This window comes from Geodermatophilus sp. SYSU D00742 (genome assembly GCF_054049935.1).
This window is the reverse complement of record NZ_JBJGYJ010000004.1, coordinates 139,411-160,834: the sequence shown is the minus strand read 5'-3', so window position 1 is coordinate 160,834 and position 21,424 is coordinate 139,411. Positions and strand designations below refer to the sequence as shown.

General features: G+C 74.8%; 24 protein-coding genes. 15 read left to right on the top strand and 9 right to left on the bottom strand.

The features are described 5' to 3' along the window. The 4 genes from ACI78V_RS04590 to ACI78V_RS04575 all read left to right on the top strand — a co-directional run bounded on the left by ACI78V_RS04590 (window position 1) and on the right by ACI78V_RS04575 (window position 3,575). Window positions 1–1,287 (top strand): MFS transporter, encoded by a 1,287-nt coding sequence (locus ACI78V_RS04590; protein WP_456849361.1) that lies wholly within the window; start codon window positions 1–3, stop codon window positions 1,285–1,287. A gap of 159 nt (window positions 1,288–1,446) precedes the next feature. Continuing rightward, on the top strand, window positions 1,447–1,641 hold the full coding sequence (locus ACI78V_RS04585; RefSeq protein ID WP_456849360.1) for a DUF3046 domain-containing protein: 195 nt from the start codon (window positions 1,447–1,449) through the stop codon (window positions 1,639–1,641). A 175-nt stretch (window positions 1,642–1,816) separates the two neighbouring features. Beyond that, complete coding sequence (gene recA, locus ACI78V_RS04580) at window positions 1,817–2,848, top strand: recombinase RecA (RefSeq protein WP_456849358.1); 1,032 nt, start codon at window positions 1,817–1,819, stop codon at window positions 2,846–2,848. Window positions 2,849–2,966: 118 nt separating this feature from the next. Continuing rightward, window positions 2,967–3,575 (top strand): regulatory protein RecX, encoded by a 609-nt coding sequence (locus ACI78V_RS04575; RefSeq protein WP_456849356.1) that lies wholly within the window; start codon window positions 2,967–2,969, stop codon window positions 3,573–3,575. 88 nt (window positions 3,576–3,663) lie between these two features. Here ACI78V_RS04575 and ACI78V_RS04570 read toward each other — a convergent pair whose 3' ends face one another. The 5 genes from ACI78V_RS04570 to ACI78V_RS04550 form a co-directional block, all read right to left on the bottom strand. Next, window positions 3,664–4,083, bottom strand: a complete 420-nt coding sequence (locus ACI78V_RS04570; RefSeq protein ID WP_456849354.1) for a hypothetical protein — start codon at window positions 4,081–4,083, stop codon at window positions 3,664–3,666. A 152-nt stretch (window positions 4,084–4,235) separates the two neighbouring features. Continuing rightward, entirely contained in the window at window positions 4,236–5,138 is a 903-nt protein-coding gene (locus tag ACI78V_RS04565) for an amino acid ABC transporter permease (RefSeq protein WP_456849352.1), read from the bottom strand. Then, window positions 5,135–5,785 (bottom strand): amino acid ABC transporter permease, encoded by a 651-nt coding sequence (locus tag ACI78V_RS04560; RefSeq protein WP_456849351.1) that lies wholly within the window; start codon window positions 5,783–5,785, stop codon window positions 5,135–5,137. Before ACI78V_RS04560 ends, ACI78V_RS04565 begins: the two co-directional genes overlap by 4 nt. 70 nt (window positions 5,786–5,855) lie before the next feature. Further along, window positions 5,856–6,746 carry a glutamate ABC transporter substrate-binding protein gene (locus tag ACI78V_RS04555; protein ID WP_456849349.1) on the bottom strand — a complete coding sequence of 297 codons (891 nt, stop codon included), beginning with the start codon at window positions 6,744–6,746 and terminating at the stop codon, window positions 5,856–5,858. A gap of 21 nt (window positions 6,747–6,767) precedes the next feature. Next, a complete protein-coding gene (locus tag ACI78V_RS04550; protein ID WP_456849347.1) occupies window positions 6,768–7,523 on the bottom strand; it encodes an amino acid ABC transporter ATP-binding protein in 756 nt (251 codons plus the stop codon). A 123-nt stretch (window positions 7,524–7,646) separates the two neighbouring features. Here ACI78V_RS04550 and miaB point away from each other — a divergent pair, with 123 nt between their 5' ends. Continuing rightward, window positions 7,647–9,098 (top strand): tRNA (N6-isopentenyl adenosine(37)-C2)-methylthiotransferase MiaB, encoded by a 1,452-nt coding sequence (gene miaB / locus ACI78V_RS04545; protein ID WP_456849345.1) that lies wholly within the window; start codon window positions 7,647–7,649, stop codon window positions 9,096–9,098. Between the two features lie 49 nt (window positions 9,099–9,147). On the opposite strand, the gene ACI78V_RS04540 is transcribed toward miaB, so the two are convergent. Both ACI78V_RS04540 and ACI78V_RS04535 read right to left on the bottom strand, forming a co-directional pair. Further along, window positions 9,148–9,849, bottom strand: coding sequence for an alpha/beta fold hydrolase (locus ACI78V_RS04540; protein ID WP_456849343.1), 702 nt, complete (start codon window positions 9,847–9,849; stop codon window positions 9,148–9,150). Between the two features lie 22 nt (window positions 9,850–9,871). Further along, the gene (locus ACI78V_RS04535; protein WP_456849341.1) at window positions 9,872–11,410 is read right to left on the bottom strand and encodes a DUF349 domain-containing protein; all 1,539 of its coding nucleotides are present in this window, start codon (window positions 11,408–11,410) and stop codon (window positions 9,872–9,874) included. A gap of 40 nt (window positions 11,411–11,450) precedes the next feature. Between ACI78V_RS04535 and ACI78V_RS04530 the strand changes: the two genes are divergently transcribed. The 3 genes from ACI78V_RS04530 to dapF are packed head-to-tail and all read left to right on the top strand — an operon-like array spanning window position 11,451 to window position 13,956. After that, on the top strand, window positions 11,451–12,170 hold the full coding sequence (locus tag ACI78V_RS04530) for a hypothetical protein (RefSeq protein ID WP_456849340.1): 720 nt from the start codon (window positions 11,451–11,453) through the stop codon (window positions 12,168–12,170). Further along, a complete protein-coding gene (gene miaA, locus ACI78V_RS04525; protein WP_456849338.1) occupies window positions 12,167–13,090 on the top strand; it encodes a tRNA (adenosine(37)-N6)-dimethylallyltransferase MiaA in 924 nt (307 codons plus the stop codon). Before ACI78V_RS04530 ends, miaA begins: the two co-directional genes overlap by 4 nt. Next, window positions 13,087–13,956: a diaminopimelate epimerase gene (gene dapF, locus ACI78V_RS04520; protein WP_456849336.1), complete on the top strand. Its 870-nt coding sequence runs from the start codon at window positions 13,087–13,089 to the stop codon at window positions 13,954–13,956. The genes miaA and dapF overlap by 4 nt, the downstream gene beginning before the upstream one ends. 40 nt (window positions 13,957–13,996) lie before the next feature. Here the strand turns inward: dapF and ACI78V_RS04515 are convergent, their stop codons facing one another. After that, the gene (locus ACI78V_RS04515; protein ID WP_456849334.1) at window positions 13,997–14,242 is read right to left on the bottom strand and encodes a hypothetical protein; all 246 of its coding nucleotides are present in this window, start codon (window positions 14,240–14,242) and stop codon (window positions 13,997–13,999) included. A gap of 153 nt (window positions 14,243–14,395) precedes the next feature. On the opposite strand from ACI78V_RS04515, the gene hflX reads away from it, so the two are divergent. From hflX to ACI78V_RS04500, 3 genes are all read left to right on the top strand, one after another. Beyond that, window positions 14,396–15,886 carry a GTPase HflX gene (gene hflX / locus ACI78V_RS04510; protein WP_456849332.1) on the top strand — a complete coding sequence of 497 codons (1,491 nt, stop codon included), beginning with the start codon at window positions 14,396–14,398 and terminating at the stop codon, window positions 15,884–15,886. A 126-nt stretch (window positions 15,887–16,012) separates the two neighbouring features. Beyond that, a complete protein-coding gene (locus ACI78V_RS04505; RefSeq protein WP_456849330.1) occupies window positions 16,013–16,762 on the top strand; it encodes a phosphatase PAP2 family protein in 750 nt (249 codons plus the stop codon). Further along, the gene (locus tag ACI78V_RS04500; RefSeq protein WP_456849328.1) at window positions 16,734–17,795 is read left to right on the top strand and encodes a hypothetical protein; all 1,062 of its coding nucleotides are present in this window, start codon (window positions 16,734–16,736) and stop codon (window positions 17,793–17,795) included. The genes ACI78V_RS04505 and ACI78V_RS04500 overlap by 29 nt, the downstream gene beginning before the upstream one ends. 182 nt (window positions 17,796–17,977) lie before the next feature. Here the strand turns inward: ACI78V_RS04500 and lexA are convergent, their stop codons facing one another. After that, window positions 17,978–18,730 carry a transcriptional repressor LexA gene (gene lexA, locus ACI78V_RS04495; RefSeq protein WP_456849327.1) on the bottom strand — a complete coding sequence of 251 codons (753 nt, stop codon included), beginning with the start codon at window positions 18,728–18,730 and terminating at the stop codon, window positions 17,978–17,980. Between the two features lie 195 nt (window positions 18,731–18,925). Here lexA and ACI78V_RS04490 point away from each other — a divergent pair, with 195 nt between their 5' ends. The 4 genes from ACI78V_RS04490 to ACI78V_RS04475 all read left to right on the top strand — a co-directional run bounded on the left by ACI78V_RS04490 (window position 18,926) and on the right by ACI78V_RS04475 (window position 21,371). Beyond that, window positions 18,926–19,864, top strand: a complete 939-nt coding sequence (locus ACI78V_RS04490; RefSeq protein WP_456849325.1) for a PfkB family carbohydrate kinase — start codon at window positions 18,926–18,928, stop codon at window positions 19,862–19,864. 61 nt (window positions 19,865–19,925) lie between these two features. Beyond that, complete coding sequence (locus tag ACI78V_RS04485; protein WP_456849323.1) at window positions 19,926–20,072, top strand: hypothetical protein; 147 nt, start codon at window positions 19,926–19,928, stop codon at window positions 20,070–20,072. Window positions 20,073–20,114: 42 nt separating this feature from the next. Beyond that, the gene (locus tag ACI78V_RS04480) at window positions 20,115–21,155 is read left to right on the top strand and encodes a TIGR03617 family F420-dependent LLM class oxidoreductase (protein ID WP_456849321.1); all 1,041 of its coding nucleotides are present in this window, start codon (window positions 20,115–20,117) and stop codon (window positions 21,153–21,155) included. 75 nt (window positions 21,156–21,230) lie between these two features. Further along, window positions 21,231–21,371: a hypothetical protein gene (locus tag ACI78V_RS04475; protein ID WP_456849319.1), complete on the top strand. Its 141-nt coding sequence runs from the start codon at window positions 21,231–21,233 to the stop codon at window positions 21,369–21,371. The last annotated feature ends 53 nt before the right edge of the window (window positions 21,372–21,424 follow it).

Sequence of the window (21,424 nt, the reverse complement as noted above, 5' to 3'; positions counted from 1 at the left end):
GTGACCCCTGGGACCTCGTCGGCGCTCGACCCGGAGCGCGTCCAGCGCCGGACCCTCGGGGTGCTCGGCGGGGGCGTGGCCCTCGGTGGGCTCGGGGTGACCGTGGGCATCACCGTCGGCGGTCTGCTGGCCCGCGACGTCGCCGGCAGCGACACCGCGGCCGGCCTGGGGCAGACGGCGGGAGTGCTCGGCGCCGCGGTCGTCGCCGTCCCGCTGGCGCGGATCAGCGACCGGGCCGGCCGCCGTGCCGGGCTGGCCGCCGGGTACTCGCTCGCCGCCCTCGGCTCGGTGGTGACCGTCGTCGCCGCGGTGGTCGACGCGCTCCCGCTGCTGCTGGTCGGGCTCTTCGCCTGCGGGGCGGCGACCGCCTGCGGACTGCAGGCCCGGTACGCGGCCGCCGACCTGGCCGCCCCCGAGCGACGCGGGCGCGCGCTCTCGCTCGTGGTCTGGGCGACGACCGTCGGCTCCGTGCTCGGCCCCAACCTGGCCGGCCCCGGCGGTGACCTGGGCACCGCACTGGGACTGCCCGCACTCGGCGGCGCCTTCGTCATCTCCTTCACGGTCTTCGTGCTCGTCGCGGCCGGCAACCTGCTCCTGCTGCGACCGGACCCGCTGCTGCTCGCCCGGCGGCTGCGCGGGGCGGGGACCGTCGGTCCGACGCGTCCCCGCCGGGCGACGAGCACGGCCCTGCATGCGGTGTGGGCCGACCCCGGTGGCCGGCTCGGGCTCACCGCGGTCGTGGTGTCCCACGCCGTCATGGTCGGCGTCATGGTCATGACCCCGGTCCACATGGGCCACGCCGGCGGGCCCGAGGGGACGACCCTGCGGGTCATCGGCGTGGTGATCAGCGTGCACGTCGCGGGGATGTACCTGTTCTCGCCCCTGGTCGGGCAGGTGGCGGACCGGGCGGGGCGGCGGACGACGGTCGTGCTGGCCGCGACGCTCCTGCTGGCCGCTGCCGCGCTGGCCGGCACCGCCGGACCGGGGGACGCCGTCCGGTTGGGCGTGGCCCTCCTGCTGCTCGGGCTCGGTTGGTCCTGCGGGTTGATCGCCGGTTCCACGCTGGTGACCGGGTCGGTGGCGGAGGACCTGAGGCCGACGGCCCAGGGCGGCACGGACCTGCTCATGGGCCTGGGCGCCGCCGTGGCCGGCGTGGTCGGTGGCCCGCTGCTCGCGCTCGGCGGGTACGGGCTGGTGGCCGGGGTCTCCGCGGCGCTGGTGCTGCCCCTCCTCGTGGTGTGGGCCCGCGCCGGTGGCCCGGAGGCCGCGGTTCAGCGGCCCCGGTAGTTGCGGTACAGCAGCACCAGCGACACCAGCAGGCACAGGGCGATGCCGATCTCGAGGACGAGGTCCCAGGTCGCGGAACCCGTGGTGGGGAACACGGCGCCAGCCTAGGAGTCGCTCGGCGCCACCGGCTGCCCGCCGACGCGCGCTAGCGTCGATAGCGTGCGCCTGCAGGATTTCTGGTCCCGACTCACCGAGCAGTTCGGCTCCATGCGTGCCGAGAGCGTGGCGCGGGACCACGTCTTCTCCTCCCTCGGGGGCCGCAGCGCGGTGGAGGCCCTGGAGGCGGGCCTGCCGGTACGACGCGTGTGGCTGGCGATCTGTGAGGAGTACGACGTCCCGCGCAGGGACCGCTGACTCGTCCGACCGGCGTGTCACGCTGGCAGTCGAACACACGTTCGGGCTAGATTGGGCGGCGCAGTCCACAGGCCGGGTGCTCCTCCACAGGTCCGCCGGATCCCCCGGAAGTGTCAGACCCTCGCTCTAGCGTCGACACCGACCCGCTCCACGCGACTTCCCGAAGGTGAACACCATGGCAACGCTCGACCGCGACAAGGCCCTCGACATGGCCCTCGCCCAGATCGACAAGCAGTTCGGCAAGGGTTCGGTCATGCGGCTGGGCGACAACGCCGCACAGGCGATCAAGGTCATCCCGACCGGCTCGATCGCCCTGGACATCGCCCTCGGCATCGGTGGCCTCCCGCGGGGCCGCGTCATCGAGGTGTACGGCCCCGAGGCCTCCGGCAAGACCACGGTCGCCCTGCACGCGGTGGCCAACGCCCAGGCCGCCGGCGGCATCGCGGCGTTCATCGATGCCGAGCACGCGCTCGACCCCGAGTACGCCCGGGCGATCGGGGTGGACACCGACGCCCTGCTGGTCAGCCAGCCCGACACCGGTGAGCAGGCGCTCGAGATCGCCGACATGCTGATCCGCTCCGGCGCGCTCGACATCATCGTCATCGACTCCGTCGCGGCGCTGGTGCCCCGCGCCGAGATCGAGGGCGAGATGGGTGACAGCCACGTCGGTCTGCAGGCCCGGCTGATGAGCCAGGCGCTGCGCAAGATCACCGGTGCGCTGAACAACTCCGGCACCACCGCGATCTTCATCAACCAGCTGCGCGAGAAGGTCGGCGTGGTCTACGGCTCCCCGGAGGTCACCACCGGTGGCCGGGCGCTGAAGTTCTACTCGTCGGTCCGGCTCGACGTGCGCCGCATCGAGACCCTCAAGCAGGGCACGGAGGCGGTGGGCAGCCGGGTCCGGGTCAAGGTCGTCAAGAACAAGGTGGCGGCACCGTTCAAGCAGGCCGAGCTCGACCTGCTCTGGGGCACCGGTTTCAGCCGCGAGGGCGGCCTCATCGACGCGGGCGTCGAGCAGGGCTTCATCCGCAAGTCCGGTGCCTGGTACACGTACGAGGGCGACCAGCTCGGTCAGGGCAAGGAGAACGTCCGCTCCTTCCTACGGGACAACCCCGACCTCGCCGACGAGATCGAGAAGAAGGTCAAGGAGAAGCTGGGCATCGGCCCGCAGCTCGACGCGCCCGCCGCCGAGACGCCCGACTTCTGAGCCGGTGAGCGGCTGGCCTGAGGCGCGAGAGCGCTCCGGTTCCGACCGCCGGCGCGGGCGGCGTCCTCGTTCGTCCCCTGACCCGGACGACGCGGACGCCGCCCGGCCTGGCGGTGCGGTGGGGGAGGACGAGCCCGGCGATCCCGAGCAGGTGGCCCGGTCCATCTGCCTGCGCGCCCTCACCGGTGCGCCCAAGACCCGGCAGCAGTTGGCCGATCTGCTCGCCAAGCGCGGGGTGCCCGACGACGCCGCCGAGCGGGTGCTGGACCGGTTCGGCGAGGTGGGTCTCATCGACGACGCCGCCTTCGCCCGGGCGTGGGTGACCTCACGCCAGGCCGGTCGGGGCCTGTCGCGGCGAGCCCTCAAGACGGAGCTGCGGGCCAAGGGCATCGACGCGGAGGTCGCCGAGGAGGCGATCACCCTCGTCGACGACCAGGACGAGTGGGACGCCGCCCGACGGCTGGTCGCCCGCCGCGTGGCCGGCCTCCGTCGGGTCGACCGGGCGACCGCCGAGCGCCGTCTGATCGGCATGCTGGCCCGCAAGGGCTACGGCGGTGGGCTGGCTTCCTGGGTCGTCCGCGAGGCGCTCGACGAGGACCGCGCGGGCCACGACTCCGACGACGACGAGGCGGCCGACGACGGGCAGACGGTCATCGGTTCCACGGGCATCGGCAGCGGCTCGGCCGCCCGCCATCCCGATCCGGGTCTGGACGCCTGGCTGCCCTGAGCCGTCCCGTCAGCGCCGCGTGTGGGGGCGATCCCGCAGGAGAGCGGAGCGGCCGGTCACGCCACGCCACCGGCCACGGGCCGTGGGCTCAGGCGGACGTGCGCGCCGTCGCCGACCAGGCCGAGACGTCGACGGCCACGCCGTCCGGGGCCTCGTCGTCGGGCACCAGCCAGTCGCCGTCAGAGCCGCGGCCCTGGGCGAGGTAGGTCTGGATCTGCAGGTCGAAGGCCCGCTCCGAGGACGCGGCACGGCTGACCGGCCCGAGGAAGGTCAGGTCGGCCTCCTCGCCGCCGAGCAGGCGGAGCACGACCCGGCAGCGGGACCTCCGGTGCCGGGCCGGGGGGACGACCTCCCGCACGACGGCCGTCTCGGCGCCGGCGGCGGCGGCGAAGTCGGGGGCGGCCGCACGCATCCGGGTCACGAACTCCTGAGCGGGGTCGGTGAACCCGTCGGGCTGGCGCACCAGGGGCGGGAGCGGCGGCACGGCGGGGCGGAGGGCGGTGTCCACGTCACTGATCTCGGCAGTGCACTGCCCCGGCGTGACCGTGGAGCGTCCCACCAGTCCCACCCGGTCACCGGCGCCCCCGCCGCCCACGGAGGAGGCGCCGCGGGTCACAGCCGGACGGCGCGCTACAGGTCACACCGGGACACCCCTGCAGGTCACACCGGGACGGCGCCGCCGCCACCGCCCATCTGCACGTCGGCGGGCAGCTCGGTCTTCGTGGTGGCGGCGGTCTTCGCGTTGCGCCGCGTGCGCGCCTCGACGACCCGGGCCAGTTGGGACAACAGCACGTTGACCACGATGTACAGCACGGCGGCGCCCACGTAGAGCTGGAACGTGTAGGTGTTGCCGAACTGGAAGTTGAAGAACTCCACCAGGCTGCGCGCCTGCCGCAGCAGCTCGATGTAGCCGACGATGAAGCCCAGCGAGGAGTCCTTCAGCAGGACGACCAGCTGGGCGACCAGCACCGGCAGCATCCGCCGCACCGCCTGGGGCAGCAGGACGAGGGTCATCACCTGCGTCTTGCGCATGCCGAGGGCCATGGCCGCCTCGCGCTGGCCGCGGTCCACCGACAGGATCCCGGCCCGGAAGATCTCGGCCAGGACCGCCATGTTGTACAGCGTCAGGCCCAGTGCCAGCGCCCGGAACGCCGTCATCGGGATGCCCACGGTCGGCAGGAACAGCAGGCAGAACAGGATCAGCACCAGCAGCGGGACGGCGCGGAAGAACTCGATGACCACCGCCACCGGTCCGCGCACCCACGCGTGGTCCGACAGCCGGCCGACGGCGAGCAGCGCGCCCAGCACGGTGGCGGCGACCATGCCGACGGCTGCCACGGCGAGGGTGTTGAGCAGGGCCTCGCCCAGCGCCTGGGGCACCCCGGCGGCCGGGTCGAACAGGATGGCCCACCGCTGGCCCTCGAGCTGACCGTTGATCCCCAGCCGCCACAGGGCCAGCGCGATCAGCCCCAGGACGACCAGGACGCCGACGACGGTGCCGATGCGCTGCCGGCGGCGGGCGCGCGGCCCGGGCAGGTCGAACAGGACGCTGGTGCTGCTCATCGGACGATCGCCACCCGGTTCTCGACGACCTTGATCAGCCACGCCGAGGGCAGCGTGATGACCAGGTAGCCGATGACGACGGCGGCGAAGACCGCCAGGAGTTGGTCGGCGTTGGCGTTGGCCAGGCGCTGCAGTGCGGCAGTCAGGTCGGTGACGGCGAAGCCTGCCGCGATCGAGGTGTTCTTGGCCAGCGCGATCCAGACGTTGCCCAGCGGGGGGACGACGGTGCGGAACGCCTGCGGCAGGACGATCGTGCGCAGGGTCTGCCCGAAGTCCAGGCCGAGGGCGCGGGCCGCCTCGGCCTGCCCCGGCGGGACGGCGTTGATGCCCGAGCGCAGCGCCTCGCAGACGAACGACGCGGTGTACAGCGACAGCGCCGCCACCGCGGTGACGAACCGGCTGGGGAACTGCAGGTCGACGTAGACCAGGCCGAAGAAGAGGAAGAAGAACACCACCGTCAGCGGGGTGTTGCGGAAGACCTCGACGTAGAAGGTGGCCAGCCCGCGCAGCGGGGCGACCGGGCTCACCCGCATGCCGACCAGCACGGTGCCCAGGACCAGGGCGCACAGGCCACTGGTGACCGCCAGCGAGAGCGTCGTCAGGAACGCCCGCCACAGCAGGTCGAAGTTGTCGCTGATGAACTGCACCGCGCCCTCTCGACGTCAGTGACGGGGCGGCGCCGCCGGGTGGTCACCCACCCGGCGGCGCCACGGGGACTCAGTAGCGGTCGACCGTCGGGGGCTCGGGAGCCTCCTCGCCGGTGATCGCACCGGCGGTGCGGTCCCAGGCGTCGGCCCAGCGGCCGTCCTCGAAGGACTCCTCGAGGACGTCGTTGATGAAGTTGCGGAACTCGTCGTCACCCTTGGCCAGGCCGATGCCGTAGGGCTCCTCGGTGAACGGGTTGCCCACCAGCTCGAAGCCCTCGGGGTTGCCGGCGACCAGGCCGGTGAGGATGACGTTGTCGGTGGTCACCGCCTGGACGTTGCCGTTGGCCAGGTCGTCGGCGCACTTGGAGTACACGTCGTAGGTGACCAGGTTGGCCTCGGGGTAGTTGTCACGGATGTTCTGGGCCGGGGTCGAGCCCTCGACCGAGCAGACCGTCTTGCCCGCGAGGTCCTCCGGCCCGCCGATGGACTCGGGGTTGCCGGCGGCGACCATGATGTCCTGACCGGCCACGTAGTACGGCCCGGCGAAGTCGACGACCTGCTTGCGGGTGTCGTTGATCGTGTAGGTGGCCACCACCATGTCGACCTGGCCGTTCTGGATGAACGGCTCACGGTTGGCCGACACCGTCTCGGTCCAGGTGATGTCCTCGGCCGCGATGCCCAGCTCGCCGGCGATGATCTTGGCGATCTCGACGTCGAAGCCCTCGGGCACGCCGTCGGGGTTGAGCAGGCCGAACCCGGGCTGGTCGTACTTGGTCCCGATGGTGATCGAGCCCGCCTCGTTGAGCTCGGCCATCGTCGTGCCGGCGTCGAACGAGACGTCCTCGGCGACCTCGGCGCCGCCACCGGCGGCGTCCTCCGCCTGGGTCCCGGCCTCGCTGCTGCAACCGGCGAGCACGACGCCGGTGGCCGCGAAGGCGGCGGCGTATCGGGTGATCCGCATGTGTGTTCCTTTCCTCCGGGCTCAGTGGTTGAGGATCTTCGAGAGGAAGTCCTTGGCCCGGTCCGACTGGGGGCGGGTGAAGAAGGTCTCGGGGTCCGCGGACTCGACGATCCGGCCACCGTCCATGAAGACCACCCGGTTGGCCGCGCGGCGGGCGAAGCCCATCTCGTGCGTGACGACGATCATCGTCATCCCGTCACGGGCCAGCGACGTCATGACGTCGAGGACCTCGTTGATCATCTCGGGGTCCAGGGCCGAGGTCGGCTCGTCGAAGAGCATGACCTTCGGGTCCATGGCCAGCGCGCGGGCGATGGCGACGCGCTGCTGCTGGCCGCCGGACAGCTGGGCGGGGTACTTGTCGGCCTGCGCGCCCACGCCCACCCGGTCCAGCAGTTCGCGCGCCCGCTGCTCGGCCTCTGCCCTGGACCTCCCGCGGACCTTGACCGGCCCCAGCGTGACGTTCTGCAGGATCGTCTTGTGGGCGAAGAGGTTGAAGCTCTGGAAGACCATCCCGACGTCGCTGCGCAGCCGGGCCAGGGCCTTGCCCTCCTCGGGCAACCGCTGCCCGTCGATGGTGATCTCGCCCTGCTGGATCGTCTCCAGGCGGTTGATCGTCCGGCACAGCGTCGACTTGCCCGAACCCGAGGGGCCGATGACCACGACGACCTCGCCGCGGTCGATCGACAGATCGATGTCCTGCAGCACGTGGAGTTCGCCGAACCACTTGTTGACGCCGGACAGGCGGACGAGAGGCTCTCCGTTGGAACGGCTGGTCACCCGAGCGACCCTAGGGCCGGGAGGCGACCGTGGCCGAACGGGGCGATCACGAAGCAGTAACGAACGCGCGGGGGCTGTGAGCGGGGGAACACCCGTCCGGGTCGCCGTACCCTCGCAGGTGACATGGGTACCGAGCTCCAGACCGCCGGACGGACCTACCGGGTCCGCACGTACGGCTGCCAGATGAACGTGCACGACTCCGAGCGCCTCTCCGGGCTGCTCGAGGCCGCCGGGTACGCCGCCGCGCCGGAGGGTGAGGACGCCGACGTCGTCGTCCTCAACACGTGCGCGGTGCGGGAGAACGCCGACAACCGGCTCTACGGCAACCTCGGGCACCTGCGCCCGGTGAAGGACGCCCACCCCGGGATGCAGATCGCCGTCGGCGGCTGCCTGGCGCAGAAGGACCGTGGCGAGATCGTCCGCCGGGCGCCGTGGGTGGACGTCGTCTTCGGCACGCACAACGTCGGCTCGCTGCCGGCGCTGCTCGAGCGGGCCCGGCACAACGCCGAGGCACAGGTGGAGATCGCCGAGGCCCTCGAGGTCTTCCCGTCCACGCTGCCGGCCAAGCGGGACTCCGCGTACTCCGGCTGGGTCTCCATCAGCGTGGGGTGCAACAACACCTGCACGTTCTGCATCGTCCCGTCGCTGCGCGGCAAGGAGCGGGACCGCCGGCCGGGCGACATCCTCGCCGAGGTGCAGGCGCTGGTCGACCAGGGCGTGCTCGAGGTGACCCTGCTGGGCCAGAACGTGAACAGCTACGGCGCCGAGTTCGGCGACCGGGGCGCCTTCGCCGACCTGCTGCGCGCCGCCGGCCGCATCGACGGCCTGGAGCGGGTCCGCTTCACCAGCCCGCACCCGAGGGAGTTCACCGACGACGTCATCGCCGCGATGGCCGAGACGCCGGCGGTCTGCCACTCGCTGCACATGCCGCTGCAGTCCGGCTCCGACGAGGTCCTGCGCCGCATGCGGCGCGCCTACCGGCGGGACCGCTTCCTCGGCATCCTCGACCGCGTGCGGGCGGCGATGCCCGACGCGGCGATCACCACCGACATCATCGTGGGATTCCCCGGCGAGACCGACGCGGACTTCGAGCAGACCCTCGACCTGGTCCGGCAGGCCCGCTTCTCCAGCGCCTTCACCTTCCAGTACTCCAAGCGCCCCGGGACGCCGGCCGCCGAGATGGACGGGCAGCTGCCCAAGGACGTCGTCCAGGAGCGCTACCTGCGGCTGACCGCGCTGCAGGACGAGATCAGCTGGGCGGAGAACCGTGCCCTGGTCGGCACCCGGGTGGAGCTGCTGGCCGCCGCCGGGGAGGGCAGCAAGGACGCCGCCCGGGGCCGGATGAGCGGCCGGGCCCGTGACGGTCGGCTTGTGCACTTCACGGCGGCCGACGGTGTCCGCCCGGGCGACGTCGTCGAGACGGTGGTGACGCAGGCCGCGCCGCACCACCTGGTCGCCGACGGCGCGCTGCTGTCGCACCGCCGCACGCGCGCCGGGGACGCCTCCGAGGCCGGGACGCGGCCGACCACGCCGGGCGTCCTGCTGGGGATGCCGCGCGTCGGCGCGCCCGCCTGAGCACCCCGGCGCGCGGCCGCCGGGTGGAGGTGGCCGCGCGCCGGCGGGTTCAGGCCGACTCGAGCAGCAGGTCGGTCAGTTCCCGGGGGCGGTTCTGCGGGACCAGGTGGGTCGTGGCGATCTCCCGGTAGACCCACGCGTCCGACGCCCGCGCACGGGCGGCGGCCGCCGCGAACCCCGGGTTGGCCGGCACCCCCGGCTCCGCGGCGGTGGCCCGCACGTAGGTGCGCCGGAACGGCCACTCCTCCAGGGGGCGGGACAGCCGGACCGGCTCGGTGAAGCAGCCGACCGGGTGCAGGGTGCGGCGGGGGGTGCTGAAGGCCTCCTCGGCCGGGTCCTCGTACACGCGGACGGGGCCCTCGACCAGCCACGGCGTCCCGAGGGTGCGGGGCGGTACCGGGACGCCGAGCAGGCCGTACAGCGAGTCGCCGTCGTCGGGCACGAAGGCGTCGAGGTAGACCAGCGACCGCACGCGGTCACCGATGGCGTCCAGCGTGCCGGTGACGACCAGGCCGCCGTAGGAGAAGCCGACGAGCACGATCCCGTCGAGGTCCTCGTAGAGGACCTGGTGCACCACGTCGGTGACGTGGGTGGTCAGGTCCACCTGCGGGCTGGCCAGGTGCGACCGCTCGCCGATCCCGGTGAGGGCCGGGGTGAAGACCTCGTGGCCGGCCTCGCGCAGCAGCCGGCGCACGTGCCGGAACCCGTGGGCCCCACCCCAGGCGCCGTGCACGAGCACGAACGTGGTCACGACGCCGTCCTCCGTCCCTGCCTCAGCGGCGCGACGCCGCCTTCTCGGCCTCGGCCAGCCACTCGCGGCGGGTGGCGAGGTTGGCCCGCGCCTCCTCGATGCGCCGCGCGTCCCCGGCGGCCTCGGCCTTGGCCAGCTGTTCCTCGGCCTTGGTGACCGCCTGGCGCATCGAGGTGACCATCGGGTTCTCCGGCGCGACGCGGGCGCGCGTGGAGTCGACGGCGCCCCGGACGCGCTGCTCGACGGCCTGCATCCGGTCCTCCAACTGCCGCATCACGCCGCGCGGCACGTGACCGATCGCGTCGTAGCGCTCCTGCAGCTTGCGCAACGCGTTCTGCGCACCCCGCAGGTCGGTGGACGGGTCGAGCTTCTCGGCCTCGGCGAGGATCTCCTCCTTGGCCTGCTGGTTGGCCGCCTGCTCGGCGTTGCGCGCCTTGTCCTGCTCGGAGCGGGCGGTGAAGAAGACGTCCTGGGCGGCCCGGAACTGCTTCCACAGGTCGTCGTCACCGTCACGGCCGGTGCGGGGGACGGCCTTCCAGCGGTCCATGAGGGAGCGCATGGCCGCGCTCGTGGCGCCCCAGTCGGTGGACGTGGACAGCCGCTGCGCCTCGGCGATCAGCTCCTGCTTGGCCGCGCGGGCCTCGCTGCGCTGGGCGTCGAGGGCGGCGAAGTGCGCGCCCCGGCGGCGGCCGAAGGCGTCCCGCGCCGCGGCGAAGCGTGACCACAGCGCCTCGTCGGTCTTGCGGTCGATGCCGCGGATGGTCTTCCACTCCTCGACGATGGCCTTCAGCCGGTCGCCGGCCGCCTTCCACGAGGTGGACTCCGCCGCGATCTGCTCGGCCTCGGCGGCCAGCGCCTCCTTGCGGGCGACCTGCGCGGCGCGGGCCGCGGCCTTCTCCGCGCGGGACTCGGCCGCCGCGGAGTCGGCGGTCTCGACCATCGCGCGGGCGCGGGCCGCCAGCCCGTCGAGGTCGCCGACGGCGGTGGCGGTCGGGATGGAGTCGGCCAGAGCCTGCGCCTTCGCCTTGATCTCGCTCGGGTTGCCGGTGTGCGCCCTCAGCCGCGCCTCCAGCAGCGACACCTCGGTGGCGAGGTCGTCGTAGCGGCGGGCGTAGTGGGCCAGGCCCTCGGTCGGATTCCCGGCCTGCCACGAGCCCACGGCCCGCTCGCCGTCGGGGGTGCGCACGTAGACCGTGCCGTCCTCGTCGACCCGGCCCCACCGGCTGGGGTCCGACGCCGGTGCGGTCGGCTGCTCCGGGGCGGACGCCTGGGTGGTGGCCTCGACCGGGGTGTCCGGCGTGGGCGCGACCACCTCGGGGGTGGTGGCCTCGGCCGGGGCGTCCGGCATGGGCGCGACCACCTCGGGGGTGGTGGCCTCCGGCGGCACGAGGTCCGGCTGGTCGGTGGCCTCGGGGGACCCGGCTGTCGGATCGGCCAGCGCGGCGTCACCGGGGGAGGGCGCGGCCGCCGTCCCCGCCTCGGGGGTGACCGCCTCCGACCCGGACGTCTCCGGCGTGGGGACCTGCGGCGAGGTGCTTGCGGCGTTCTCCGTGCTCGACACGCACCGCAGTGTCCCACGCCGCATCCGCGACACTGCTGCGGTGAGCATCTCCGCGGCCGGGCCGCGCACCCGGGGGCCGGGCGCAGCGGTGTCGGCGGCCTTCTGCCCGTGCCCGCCACTGCTGCTCCCGGCGGTCGCCGGACGCGCCGCGGCGGACACCGCGGCGCTGCGGAACGCGTGCGCCGAGGCCCTGGAGGCGGTGCTCGCGTGTCGTCCCGAGGTGGTCGTGGTGGTCGGCGACGGGGCCGACGGGAGGTTCGGTCCCGGCGACGGCGGCGACCTGCGCGGGTTCGGCGTCGACCTGGAGGTGCCCTTCGCCGGGCCGGTGCAGCCCAGGGGCCGGCGCACGCCGCTCGCGCACACGGTCGGGGCCTGGCTGCTGGACCGGGCCGGGTACTCCGGCCAGCGGCTCGGGGTGGGCCCCGGCGACCTCGCCGACGTCCTCGCCGGCCTGCCGGGCCGGGTGGGCCTGCTCGCGATGGGCGACGGCTCGGCGCGGCGCACGGTCAAGGCGCCCGGCTACCTCGACCAGGCCGCCGCCCCGTTCGACGACGCCGTGGCCGCGGCGCTGGCCGCCGGGGACGCCGGCGCGCTCGCCGCGCTGGACGCCGTGGAGGGGGAGCGGCTGCTGGCCGCCGGTGTGCCCACGTGGCGGGCGGTCGGGGCGGTGCTCGCCGGCCGGGAGGTCCGTGCACGGCTGCACCTGCACGAGGCGCCGTTCGGGGTCGGCTACCTGGTGGCCGACTGGGTCGCGGCGTGACGTCGCCGCCGCCGGTGGTCGCCGTCGTCGGGCCGACCGCGACCGGCAAGACGGCCCTGGCCGTCGCACTCGCGCAGCGGCTCGGCGGCGAGGTGGTCAACGCCGACTCGATGCAGCTCTACCGCGGCATGGACATCGGCACGGCCAAGCCCTCCCCGGAGGAGCGGGCAGGGGTGCCGCACCACCTGCTCGACCTGTGGCACGTCCGGGAGGCGGCGTCGGTGGCCGAGTACCGCCGGCGGGCCCGCGCCGAGATCGACCGGCTCCGCGCCGCCGGCACGGTGCCGCTGCTCGTCGGCGGCTCCGGGCTGTACGTGCGCGCCGTCCTCGACGACCTGGACCTCCCGGGTACCGACCCCGCGGTGCGGGCCCGGCTGGAGGCGGAGCTGGCCGAGGTGGGCGCTCCGGCGCTGCACGCCCGCCTCGCCGCCGTCGACCCGGCCGCGGCCGCCGCGGTGCTGCCGGGCAACGGACGGCGGATCGTGCGGGCGCTGGAGGTCGTGGAGCTCACCGGTGGCCCGTTCCGGGCCACCCTGCCCGAGCCGCGGCCGCACTACCCGGCGGTCGTGGTGGGCCTCGACCGGGACCCGGCCGAGCTCGACCAGCGGATCGCCGGGCGGGTCGACCGCATGTGGGCCGCCGGCTTCGTCGCGGAGGTGGAGGCGCTGGCCGCCGACGGACTGCGGCAGGCGCCGACGGCGTCGCGTGCGCTCGGCTACGCGCAGGTGCTGGCCCAGCTCGACGGGGTGCTGACCGCGGAGGAGGCGCGCGAGCGCACGGTGAGCACGACCCGCCGCTTCGTCCGGCGACAGCGCTCGTGGTTCCGCCGGGACGCGGCCACGAACTGGCTCGACGCCGCCCGGCCCGACCTGGCCGACGCGGCGGAGGCGCTGATCGGCGCACCTACGATCGACGGGTGAACGCAGACCGGGTGCTCATCGGCCACGGCACGGAGAACGACTTCGTCGTCCTGCCCGACCCCGACGGCACCGTCTGGCCGGAGGACCGGCTGGACGTGGCGATGGTCCGCCGGCTCTGCGAGCGCCGCGCCGGGCCGGGGGGTGACGGCGTGCTGCGCGTCGTCCGCAGCGCGCACGTCCCCGACGCCCCCGCCGTGCTGGGGGAGGCCCTCGGCCGGTGCGAGTGGTTCATGGACCACCGCAACGCCGACGGCTCGCACGCCGAGATGTGCGGCAACGGGATCCGGTTGTTCCTGCACGTGCTGGTCACCGAGGGGTTGGTGGACCGGGCCGCCTGTGCCGGCGGCGTGTGGGTGGGCACCCGCGGCGGCCCACGTCGGGTGGGCGCCGCGCCGGACGGCGGGTACTGGGTCGACATGGGCCCGGCCCGGCCCTTCGGACACGGCGAGGCGGTGCTCGACGGCGCGGCGTTCCCCGGCCGGGCGGTGTCGATGGGCAACCCGCACCTGGCCTGCCTGACCGACGTCGACGTCGACACCCTCGACCTCACGGCGGCGCCGTCGGTCGACGCGGAACTGTTCCCCGAGGGCGTCAACGTCGAGTTCGTGGACGTGCTGGAGCCCGGTGCGCACATCCGGCTGCGGGTGTCCGAGCGCGGGGTGGGGGAGACGCGCTCGTGCGGCACCGGCGCCTGCGCCGCCGCCTGGGCCGCCCTCGAGGACGCCGGCGCGGCCACCGGGACGGTCACGGTGGACGTCCCGGGTGGCCGCCTCTCGGTGCGGGTGGACGAGCGGACGACGGTGCTCAGCGGCCCCGCCGTCGTGGTGGCCGCGGGCTCCCTCACGCGGGAGTGGCTCCGGGGCTGAGGGCCCAGGGCCCACCCGCCGGGTGCTCGCCGGTCGTGACTCAGCCCCGGGCGCTCCCCTCGCCGGTGTTCTCCGTCTCCTCCGGGGACTCCGGCATCATCGACTGCCCGGCGATGCCCGGGCTGCCCTTCGGTTCGCCGCGGCCACTGTCCTGGTCGGGCCCGCCGGTCGTGCTGCCGAGACCACCGGACAGCGGGTTGCGCGGTGGGTTGAGGCCCTGGGGGTCGCGGCCCGGGTCGTCGATCTCCTCGTTGGCGCCCAGGCTGCTGCTGCCGCTCTCGCTCATCTCTGACCTCCTCGGGGTGTCGTCGTCCGCCCCTACCCGGCGAGGCCCCGGCCACGCCTGACCGGCGCGGGATGGTCCCCGGCGGTCCCGGTGTTGTACCGGGCGATGACAACTCAGGTGCCCACTCTGCCGGGCCGTGCCACGCTGGAGACGATGACGACAGCACAGAACCGCGCCGTTCTCGACGATGACGGGGAGCGCGCCGTGCGGGCCGCCCCGGTCGACGAGGCGACCCGTCCCGCACCCGCCGGTCAGTGGGACGAGCCGGACGACACGACCGGCTCCTACGAACTCGAGGCGCGTGGTGCGCTGCGCCGGGTCGCGGGACTGTCCACCGAGCTCGCCGACGTCACCGAGGTCGAGTACCGCCGGCTGCGCCTGGAGCGCGTCGTGCTGGTCGGTGTCTGGACCGAGGGGACGCAGGCCGACGCCGACCGGTCCCTCGCCGAGCTCGCCGCGCTGGCCGAGACGGCGGGGTCGGAGGTCCTGGAGGCGGTGAGCCAGCGGCGCGACAAGCCGGATGCCGGCACCTACGTCGGCTCGGGCAAGGCCGCGGAGATCCGCGACATCGTCGCCTCGACCGGCGCCGACACGGTGATCTGCGACGGCGAGCTGACGCCGGGCCAGCTCAACCAGCTGGAGAAGATCCTCAAGGTCAAGGTGGTCGACCGGACCGCCCTGATCCTCGACATCTTCGCCCAGCACGCCTCCAGCCGGGAGGGCAAGGCGCAGGTCGAGCTCGCACAGATGCAGTACATGCTGCCGCGCCTGCGCGGCTGGGGTGAGTCGCTGTCCCGGCAGGCCGGTGGCCGCGTCGCCGGCGGTGGCGGCATCGGTACCCGCGGTCCCGGTGAGACCAAGATCGAGACCGATCGGCGGCGGATCCGCGCGCGGGTGAGCAAGCTGCGTCGCGAGATCGCCGGTATGGCGACCGCGCGGGCCACGCAGCGGTCCAGCCGGGGGCGCAACGCCGTCCCCAGCGTGGCGATCGCCGGGTACACCAACGCCGGCAAGTCCAGCCTGCTCAACCGGCTCACCGGTGCCGGCGTGCTCGTGGAGAACGCGCTGTTCGCCACCCTGGACCCGACGGTGCGCCGGGCGCAGTCGCCCGACGGCCGCGAGTACACGCTCACCGACACCGTGGGCTTCGTGCGGCACCTGCCGCACCAGCTGGTCGACGCGTTCCGGTCGACCCTGGAGGAGGTGGCCGCCGCCGACCTGCTGCTGCACGTCGTCGACGGCTCCGACCCCGACCCGCTGGGCCAGATCGACGCCGTCCACGTGGTCCTCGGTGAGATCGACGCGGCCGCGGTGCCCGAGCTCATCGTGGTGAACAAGGTCGACGCCATGACCGAGGACGACGTCCTGACCCTGCGGCGGGCGCTGCCGGGCGCGGTCTGGGTGTCGGCGCGCACCGGCGAGGGGATGGAGCAGCTCCGCGAGATCATCGCGGCCCGGCTGCCGCACCCCGACGTCGAGGTCGACGTGCTCGTCCCGTACGGCCGCGGGGACCTCGTCGCCCGGGTCCACCGGGACGGCGAGGTGCTCAGCGAGCTGCACGAGGCCGGGGGGACCCGCCTCACCGCCCGCGTGGACGGCGCACTCGCCGCCGCCCTCGAGGAGTTTGCCGCGCCGGTGGTCTGACCGGCGCTGCCGCGTGGCACCGGTCGCCCGGCCGGTGCCACGCGCGCGCCCCGGTGGCGCTGCGCGGCACGCCTGGCCCGGTCGGGCGAGGTCACGGGCACGTCACGGGCCGGTACCGTGAGCCGTGTGACCAGCGGCGCGGTGCAGCGGCGTACCGGTGGGCAGCGGCCCGCGGACGACGCCCGGTCCGTGCCGTACCAGCGGGTCGTCACCGCCGGCCGCCCGTCGTGGTGGCTGCTCTCCCTCGCCCTGCTGGTCACCGTCGGGGTCACCGTCGACCTGCTCAGCCGGGGCGTGCTGGAGCGGATGGACCTGCGGGTCTCCGAGGTGGTCAGCGCCTGGGGCCTCAAGGACTCCGCCGCCTACTGGCCGGTCTGGGCCGTCACCCAGCTCGGCGGTCGCGGCTTCATCCTCATCGTCCTGGCCGGCCTCGTCGCCCACCTCGTGTGGCGACGGCGCAGCGTCGTCCCGCTGCTGCGCGTACTCGTCGCCCTCGCGCTGCTGACCGTCGTCGTCTACGGGTTCAAGTACGGGACGGGCCGGACCGCACCGGCCTACCCGGGGTCGTTCTTCCACCGGGACGGCGCCTCCTACCCCTCGGGGCACGTGGCCAACGCCGTCCTCATGTGGGGGGTGGCCCGCTGGCAGGCGGTCGAGTTCCGGCTCGCGCCCGCCGTGCAGCGGACCTTCCGGCTGCTGAGCGTGGCGGGGCCCGTGGCGACCGGGGTCGCGATGGTCTCGCTGGACTTCCACTGGGTCACCGACGCCGTCGTCGGCGCGGCGGTCGGCATCCTGCTGTTGGGCGTGGTTCACGCGCTGGACGCAGTCGTGCTGTCACGCTGGGTCGGTGCCCGAGCTGGCCGGCCATCCGCGTAGCGGCGCCGCAGGGCGACGTCTCGGCGCGGGCGCGGCCCTCGCGATGACGCTCGTCCTCGCAGCCGCTCCGCCGGCGTCCGCCGAGGACTCCGCGCCGCCCGCTCCGACGACGCAGTGCCAGATCACCGATCCCCGCCTGCCGGAGCTGTCCGGGCTCGTCGTGGTCGGCGACCGGATGCTCGCGATCAACGACGGCGGCCAGCAGCTCGACGTCTTCGTGCTGGACGCCACGTGCCAGGTGCTCACCGTACGCAGCGCGCCGATGGACCCCTACGACCCCGAGGACCTCGCCGTCGGTGCCGACGGGACGGTGTGGCTGGCCGACACGGGGGACAACCAGGGCACCCGGGAGACGGTCGCGCTGATCGCGCTGCGGCCCGACGGCAGCACCGCGGTCCACCGGCTCACCTACCCCGACGGCCCGCGGGACGTCGAGGCCCTGCTGCTGGCGCCCGACGGCACCCCCTACCTCGTCTCCAAGGAGGTGCTCGGCGCCAGCGCGGTCTACCGGCCGGTGACCGCGCTGGTGGAGTCGGGGACGGTGGCCCTCACCGAGGTGGGTGGGGTGGAGTTCACGCTCACCGGCACCACCGGTGGTCCGGTGGGACGAGCCGGTCAGCTCATGGTGACCGGGGGAGCGGTGTCGGCCGACGGGAGCCGGCTGGCGCTGCGGACGTACACCGACGCCTACGTGTGGCCGCTGTCGGGTTCTGACGTCGCAGGGGCGTTCGCGGCGGAGCCGGTGCGGCTGGCGCTGCCGGACGCACCGCAGGGCGAGGCGATCAGCTTCACCGCGGACGGCAACGGGGTCGTCGTGGCGGGCGAGGGTGTGCCGAGCGACGTGACCGTCGTCCCGATCCCGGAGGCGCCTGTCGGCGCGGGTGCTGCGGCGCCCGCGTCGGCGGACGACGGGCTGCCCGGCCTGCTGACCGCCTCCGACGGGGGGATCCCGCTCGTGCCGACCGCGGTGGTCGCCGCCGTGATCGCCACGGCCCTCGTGTGGGTGGGCGGGAAGCTGCGCCGCCGCACCTGATCGGCCGACGTGGCCCGGCCGGGACGGGGGTGGACCGGGCAGGTCAAGGGGCCCGTCGGACAGGAGGCCACGGGCTCGGCCGCGCGCGGCGCCCGGACGTGGGGCGGGGCCGTGGGAGGGCGCGGGGACGCGCAGACGGTCCGCCGGGGCGGCGGACCCCGGCGGACCGATCCGGCCGGACCTCAGACCCGGCGCAGCACCGTGACGACGCGCCCCAGGATGGTGGCCTCGTCGCCGGGGATGGGCTCGTACGCCGGGTTGTGCGGCAGCAGCCACACGTGCCCGTCGCGGCGCTTGTAGGTCTTCACCGTGGCCTCGCCGTCGAGCATCGCGGCGACGATCTCGCCGTTCTCGGCGGTCGGCTGCTGGCGCACGACGACCCAGTCACCGTCGCAGATCGCGGCCTCCACCATCGAGTCGCCGGCGACCTTGAGCATGAACAGCGTGCCCTCGCCGACCAGCTCGCGCGGCAGGGGGAAGACGTCCTCGACGGCCTGCTCGGCCAGGACCGGGCCACCCGCGGCGATGCGGCCGACGAGGGGCACGTAGGTCGGGGCCGGGGTCTCCTCGGGACCCGCCACCGCCGCCGGCTGCACCGGCTCGCCGGTGGCGTCCCCCGGGAGGCGCACGTCGAGTGCGCGGGGCCGGTTCGGGTCGCGCCGGAGCCAGCCCTTCTTCTGCAGCACGGTCAGCTGGTGGGCGACCGAGGACGCCGAGGAGAGGCCGACGGCCTCGCCGATCTCGCGCACCGAGGGCGGGTAGCCCCGGCGCTCGATCGAGTCGCGGATGACCTCGAGCACGCGCCGCTGACGCTGGGTGAGGCCATCGCCGGCCTCACCCCGGTCGGGGAACGTGCGCACGGCCGCCGTCTCGGTGGTCGCCGCCGGGACCGCCGTCCGCCGGCGGCGCCCCGACGTACCGCTCTTCTCCGCCACCGTCGCCTCCTCGTCGCCTGCCCAAGCAGCGCGTCTCGTCCTTCGGGCCGACGGTAGCGCGCCGGAGGCGCACGATCAAACACGTGTTCGAAGTGGCCCCGGGTCGGTGTGGCTTTCGTCGGAGCCATCCGGTAGACAACGCACAGACGTCCGGTTCGAACAGTTGTTCGACGGTCTCGGTGATCGGCGGGAGGAGTGGTCGTGGCAGGCGTGCAGCGAGCGGTGCTGGACTTCGACGACGCGGTGCAGGTGCCGTGGCGGCCCCGACTCCGGGCGGTCCCCGTGCCCGACGAGTCCCGGGTGAAGCGGGGGCCGGGGGGGGGGGGGGGCGGGGGGGGGGGCGGGGGGGGGGGGCGGGGCCGGGGGGGCGCCCGCGGCCCCCCCCCCCCCCCCCCCCCGCCCGGGGAGCGGCAGCTGGCGGCGCTCACCGGGGTCGGCGTCGACGTCGGGCACGTGCTCCGGACACCGCAGGCACCCACCGGCAGCGCGACGATCCCGGTCGAGGAGGGCAGCGGCGAGAACCTGATCGTCGTCGTCCCGGGCGCCAACGCCGAGCTCCGCCCGGCCGACGTCGAGGTCGATCCCGTCCGCCGGGCGCGGGTGGTCCTGCTCCAGCTCGAGGTGCCGTTGGCCACCGTGACGGCCGCCGCGGCCGCCGCGGCCGGCACGGTCGTCCTGACCCCCGCCCCGCCCCAGCCGCTCCCGGCGCAGCTGCTGGCCCGCGTGGACGTGCTGGTGCCCAACGAGCACGAGCTGGTCGCGCTGTCCGGCGCGGCACCCGCCGACCGCACGCCTGCCGAGCTCGCCGAGCTGGCGCGCTCGCTCGGGGCCGGCACGGTGGTGGTGACCCTCGGGGCCCGCGGCGCGCTGCTGGTGCCCGCGGACGGCCCGGCCCTGCTGCAGGCCCCGCCCCCGGTGCGGGCGGTCGACACCACCGGGGCCGGCGACTGCTTCTGCGGCGCGCTCGGCGCGGCCCTGGCCGAGGGGGCCGCACCGGCCAGGGCGGTCGCCGTCGCGGTCACCGCCGCCGCGCTGTCCACGACGGGGCCCGGCGCCCGTGGCGCACTGCCCGGGCCAGGGGCCGTCACCCGGCTGCGCCGCGAGCTGCCGCCGGCCACCACGCTGCGCGGTTGAGCAGCCGGTCCCCCGGGCACAGGCCCGGCGAACCGGACCGAGCCGACCGAGGAGGACGACGATGACCGACCCGGAGCGCCCGCCCCGCACCGCCGAGCGCGCCGAGGGTGACCCGCCCGGCGAGGACACGGCCGACGGCCGCACACCGCGCAGCGAGGAGCCCGCCGAGGGCCAGGAGCTGCCCGGCGAGGGTGCGGACACCCCCTGAGCGCTGGCGGGCGGGGCGGCCCGTGCGGCAGGCTCCGGGGCCGTGCTGCTCGACGCCACCCTGCCCGCCGACCTCGACGAGGTCCCCGGGGTCGCCCGCGAGCTGGAACGGCGCGGCTACGCCGGCGTCTGGACCTCCGAGACCGACCACGACCCGTTCCTGCCGCTCCTGGTGGCCGGCCGGGCCACCACCCGGCTGCAGGTCGGGACGGCGATCGCGGTCGCCTTCGCCCGCTCCCCCATGACGGTGGCCGCCACGGCGCACGACCTGCAGCGCTACACCCGCGGCCGTCTCGTGCTGGGGCTGGGCACCCAGGTCCGCGCCCACGTGGAGCGGCGGTTCTCCATGCCGTGGAGTTCCCCCGTGCCCCGGATGCGCGAGTACGTCGCCGCGCTGCGGGCCATCTGGACGGCCTGGCAGGAGGGCACCCCGCTGCGCTTCCGGGGCGAGCACTACACGCACACCCTCATGACACCGGTCTTCAGCCCCGAGCCGCACGAGTGGGGTGGGCCGCCGGTGCACCTGGCCGCGGTCGGGCCGGCGATGACCCGGCTGGCCGGCGAGGTCGCCGACGGGCTGTTCGCGCACGCGTTCACCACCGCCCGCTACCTGCGGGAGCGCACGCTGCCGGCGCTCGAGGAGGGGCTCGCGGTCTCCGGGCGGGCGCGCACCGACGTCACCGTGAGCCTGCCGGGGTTCGTCGTCACCGGGGACACCGGCGCCGAGCGGGACGCCGCGGCCGCCGCCGTCCGTGCCCAGATCGCGTTCTACGGCAGCACCCCGGCCTACCGGCCGGTGCTGGAGCTGCACGGCTGGGAGGACCTCGCCGACGAGCTGCACACCCTGTCGGTGGGCCGTCGGGAGGACCGCTGGACGGCGATGCGGGACCTGGTCGACGACGAGGTGCTGGGCGCGTTCGCCGTCGTCGCCGACCCCGCGGACGTCGGGGCCCGGGTGCGCGAGCGGTTCGAGGGGCTGGTCGACCGGTTCAGCGCGTCCACGGTCGGGCCGTCCTGTCCGGCGGCCGCCGACTCGCTCGTCGCGGCCCTGGGAGGCGGCCCGGCGCACACGCGGAGTGACTGATCTCTCAGCGTTTCGGCTTCAACTCACCGTATCGGGTCTGTTTCCGCGGCCCTCGGACGGGGGACGCTGGGTGGCATGGAGGACACGCAGCGCGACATGCGAGTGATCGACGAGACCCCGACCGAGCGCCAGGCAGACGAGTCGCAGGCCCAGCAGGCCTCCGCCGTCCCGGTGGCGCGGATGCTGGCCAACCCCCGCCGGGTACGCCGGGCCTGACCCGACCGGGGATCGGTAGGTCGCCTGACGGTCACACATCGTCACACGCGTCC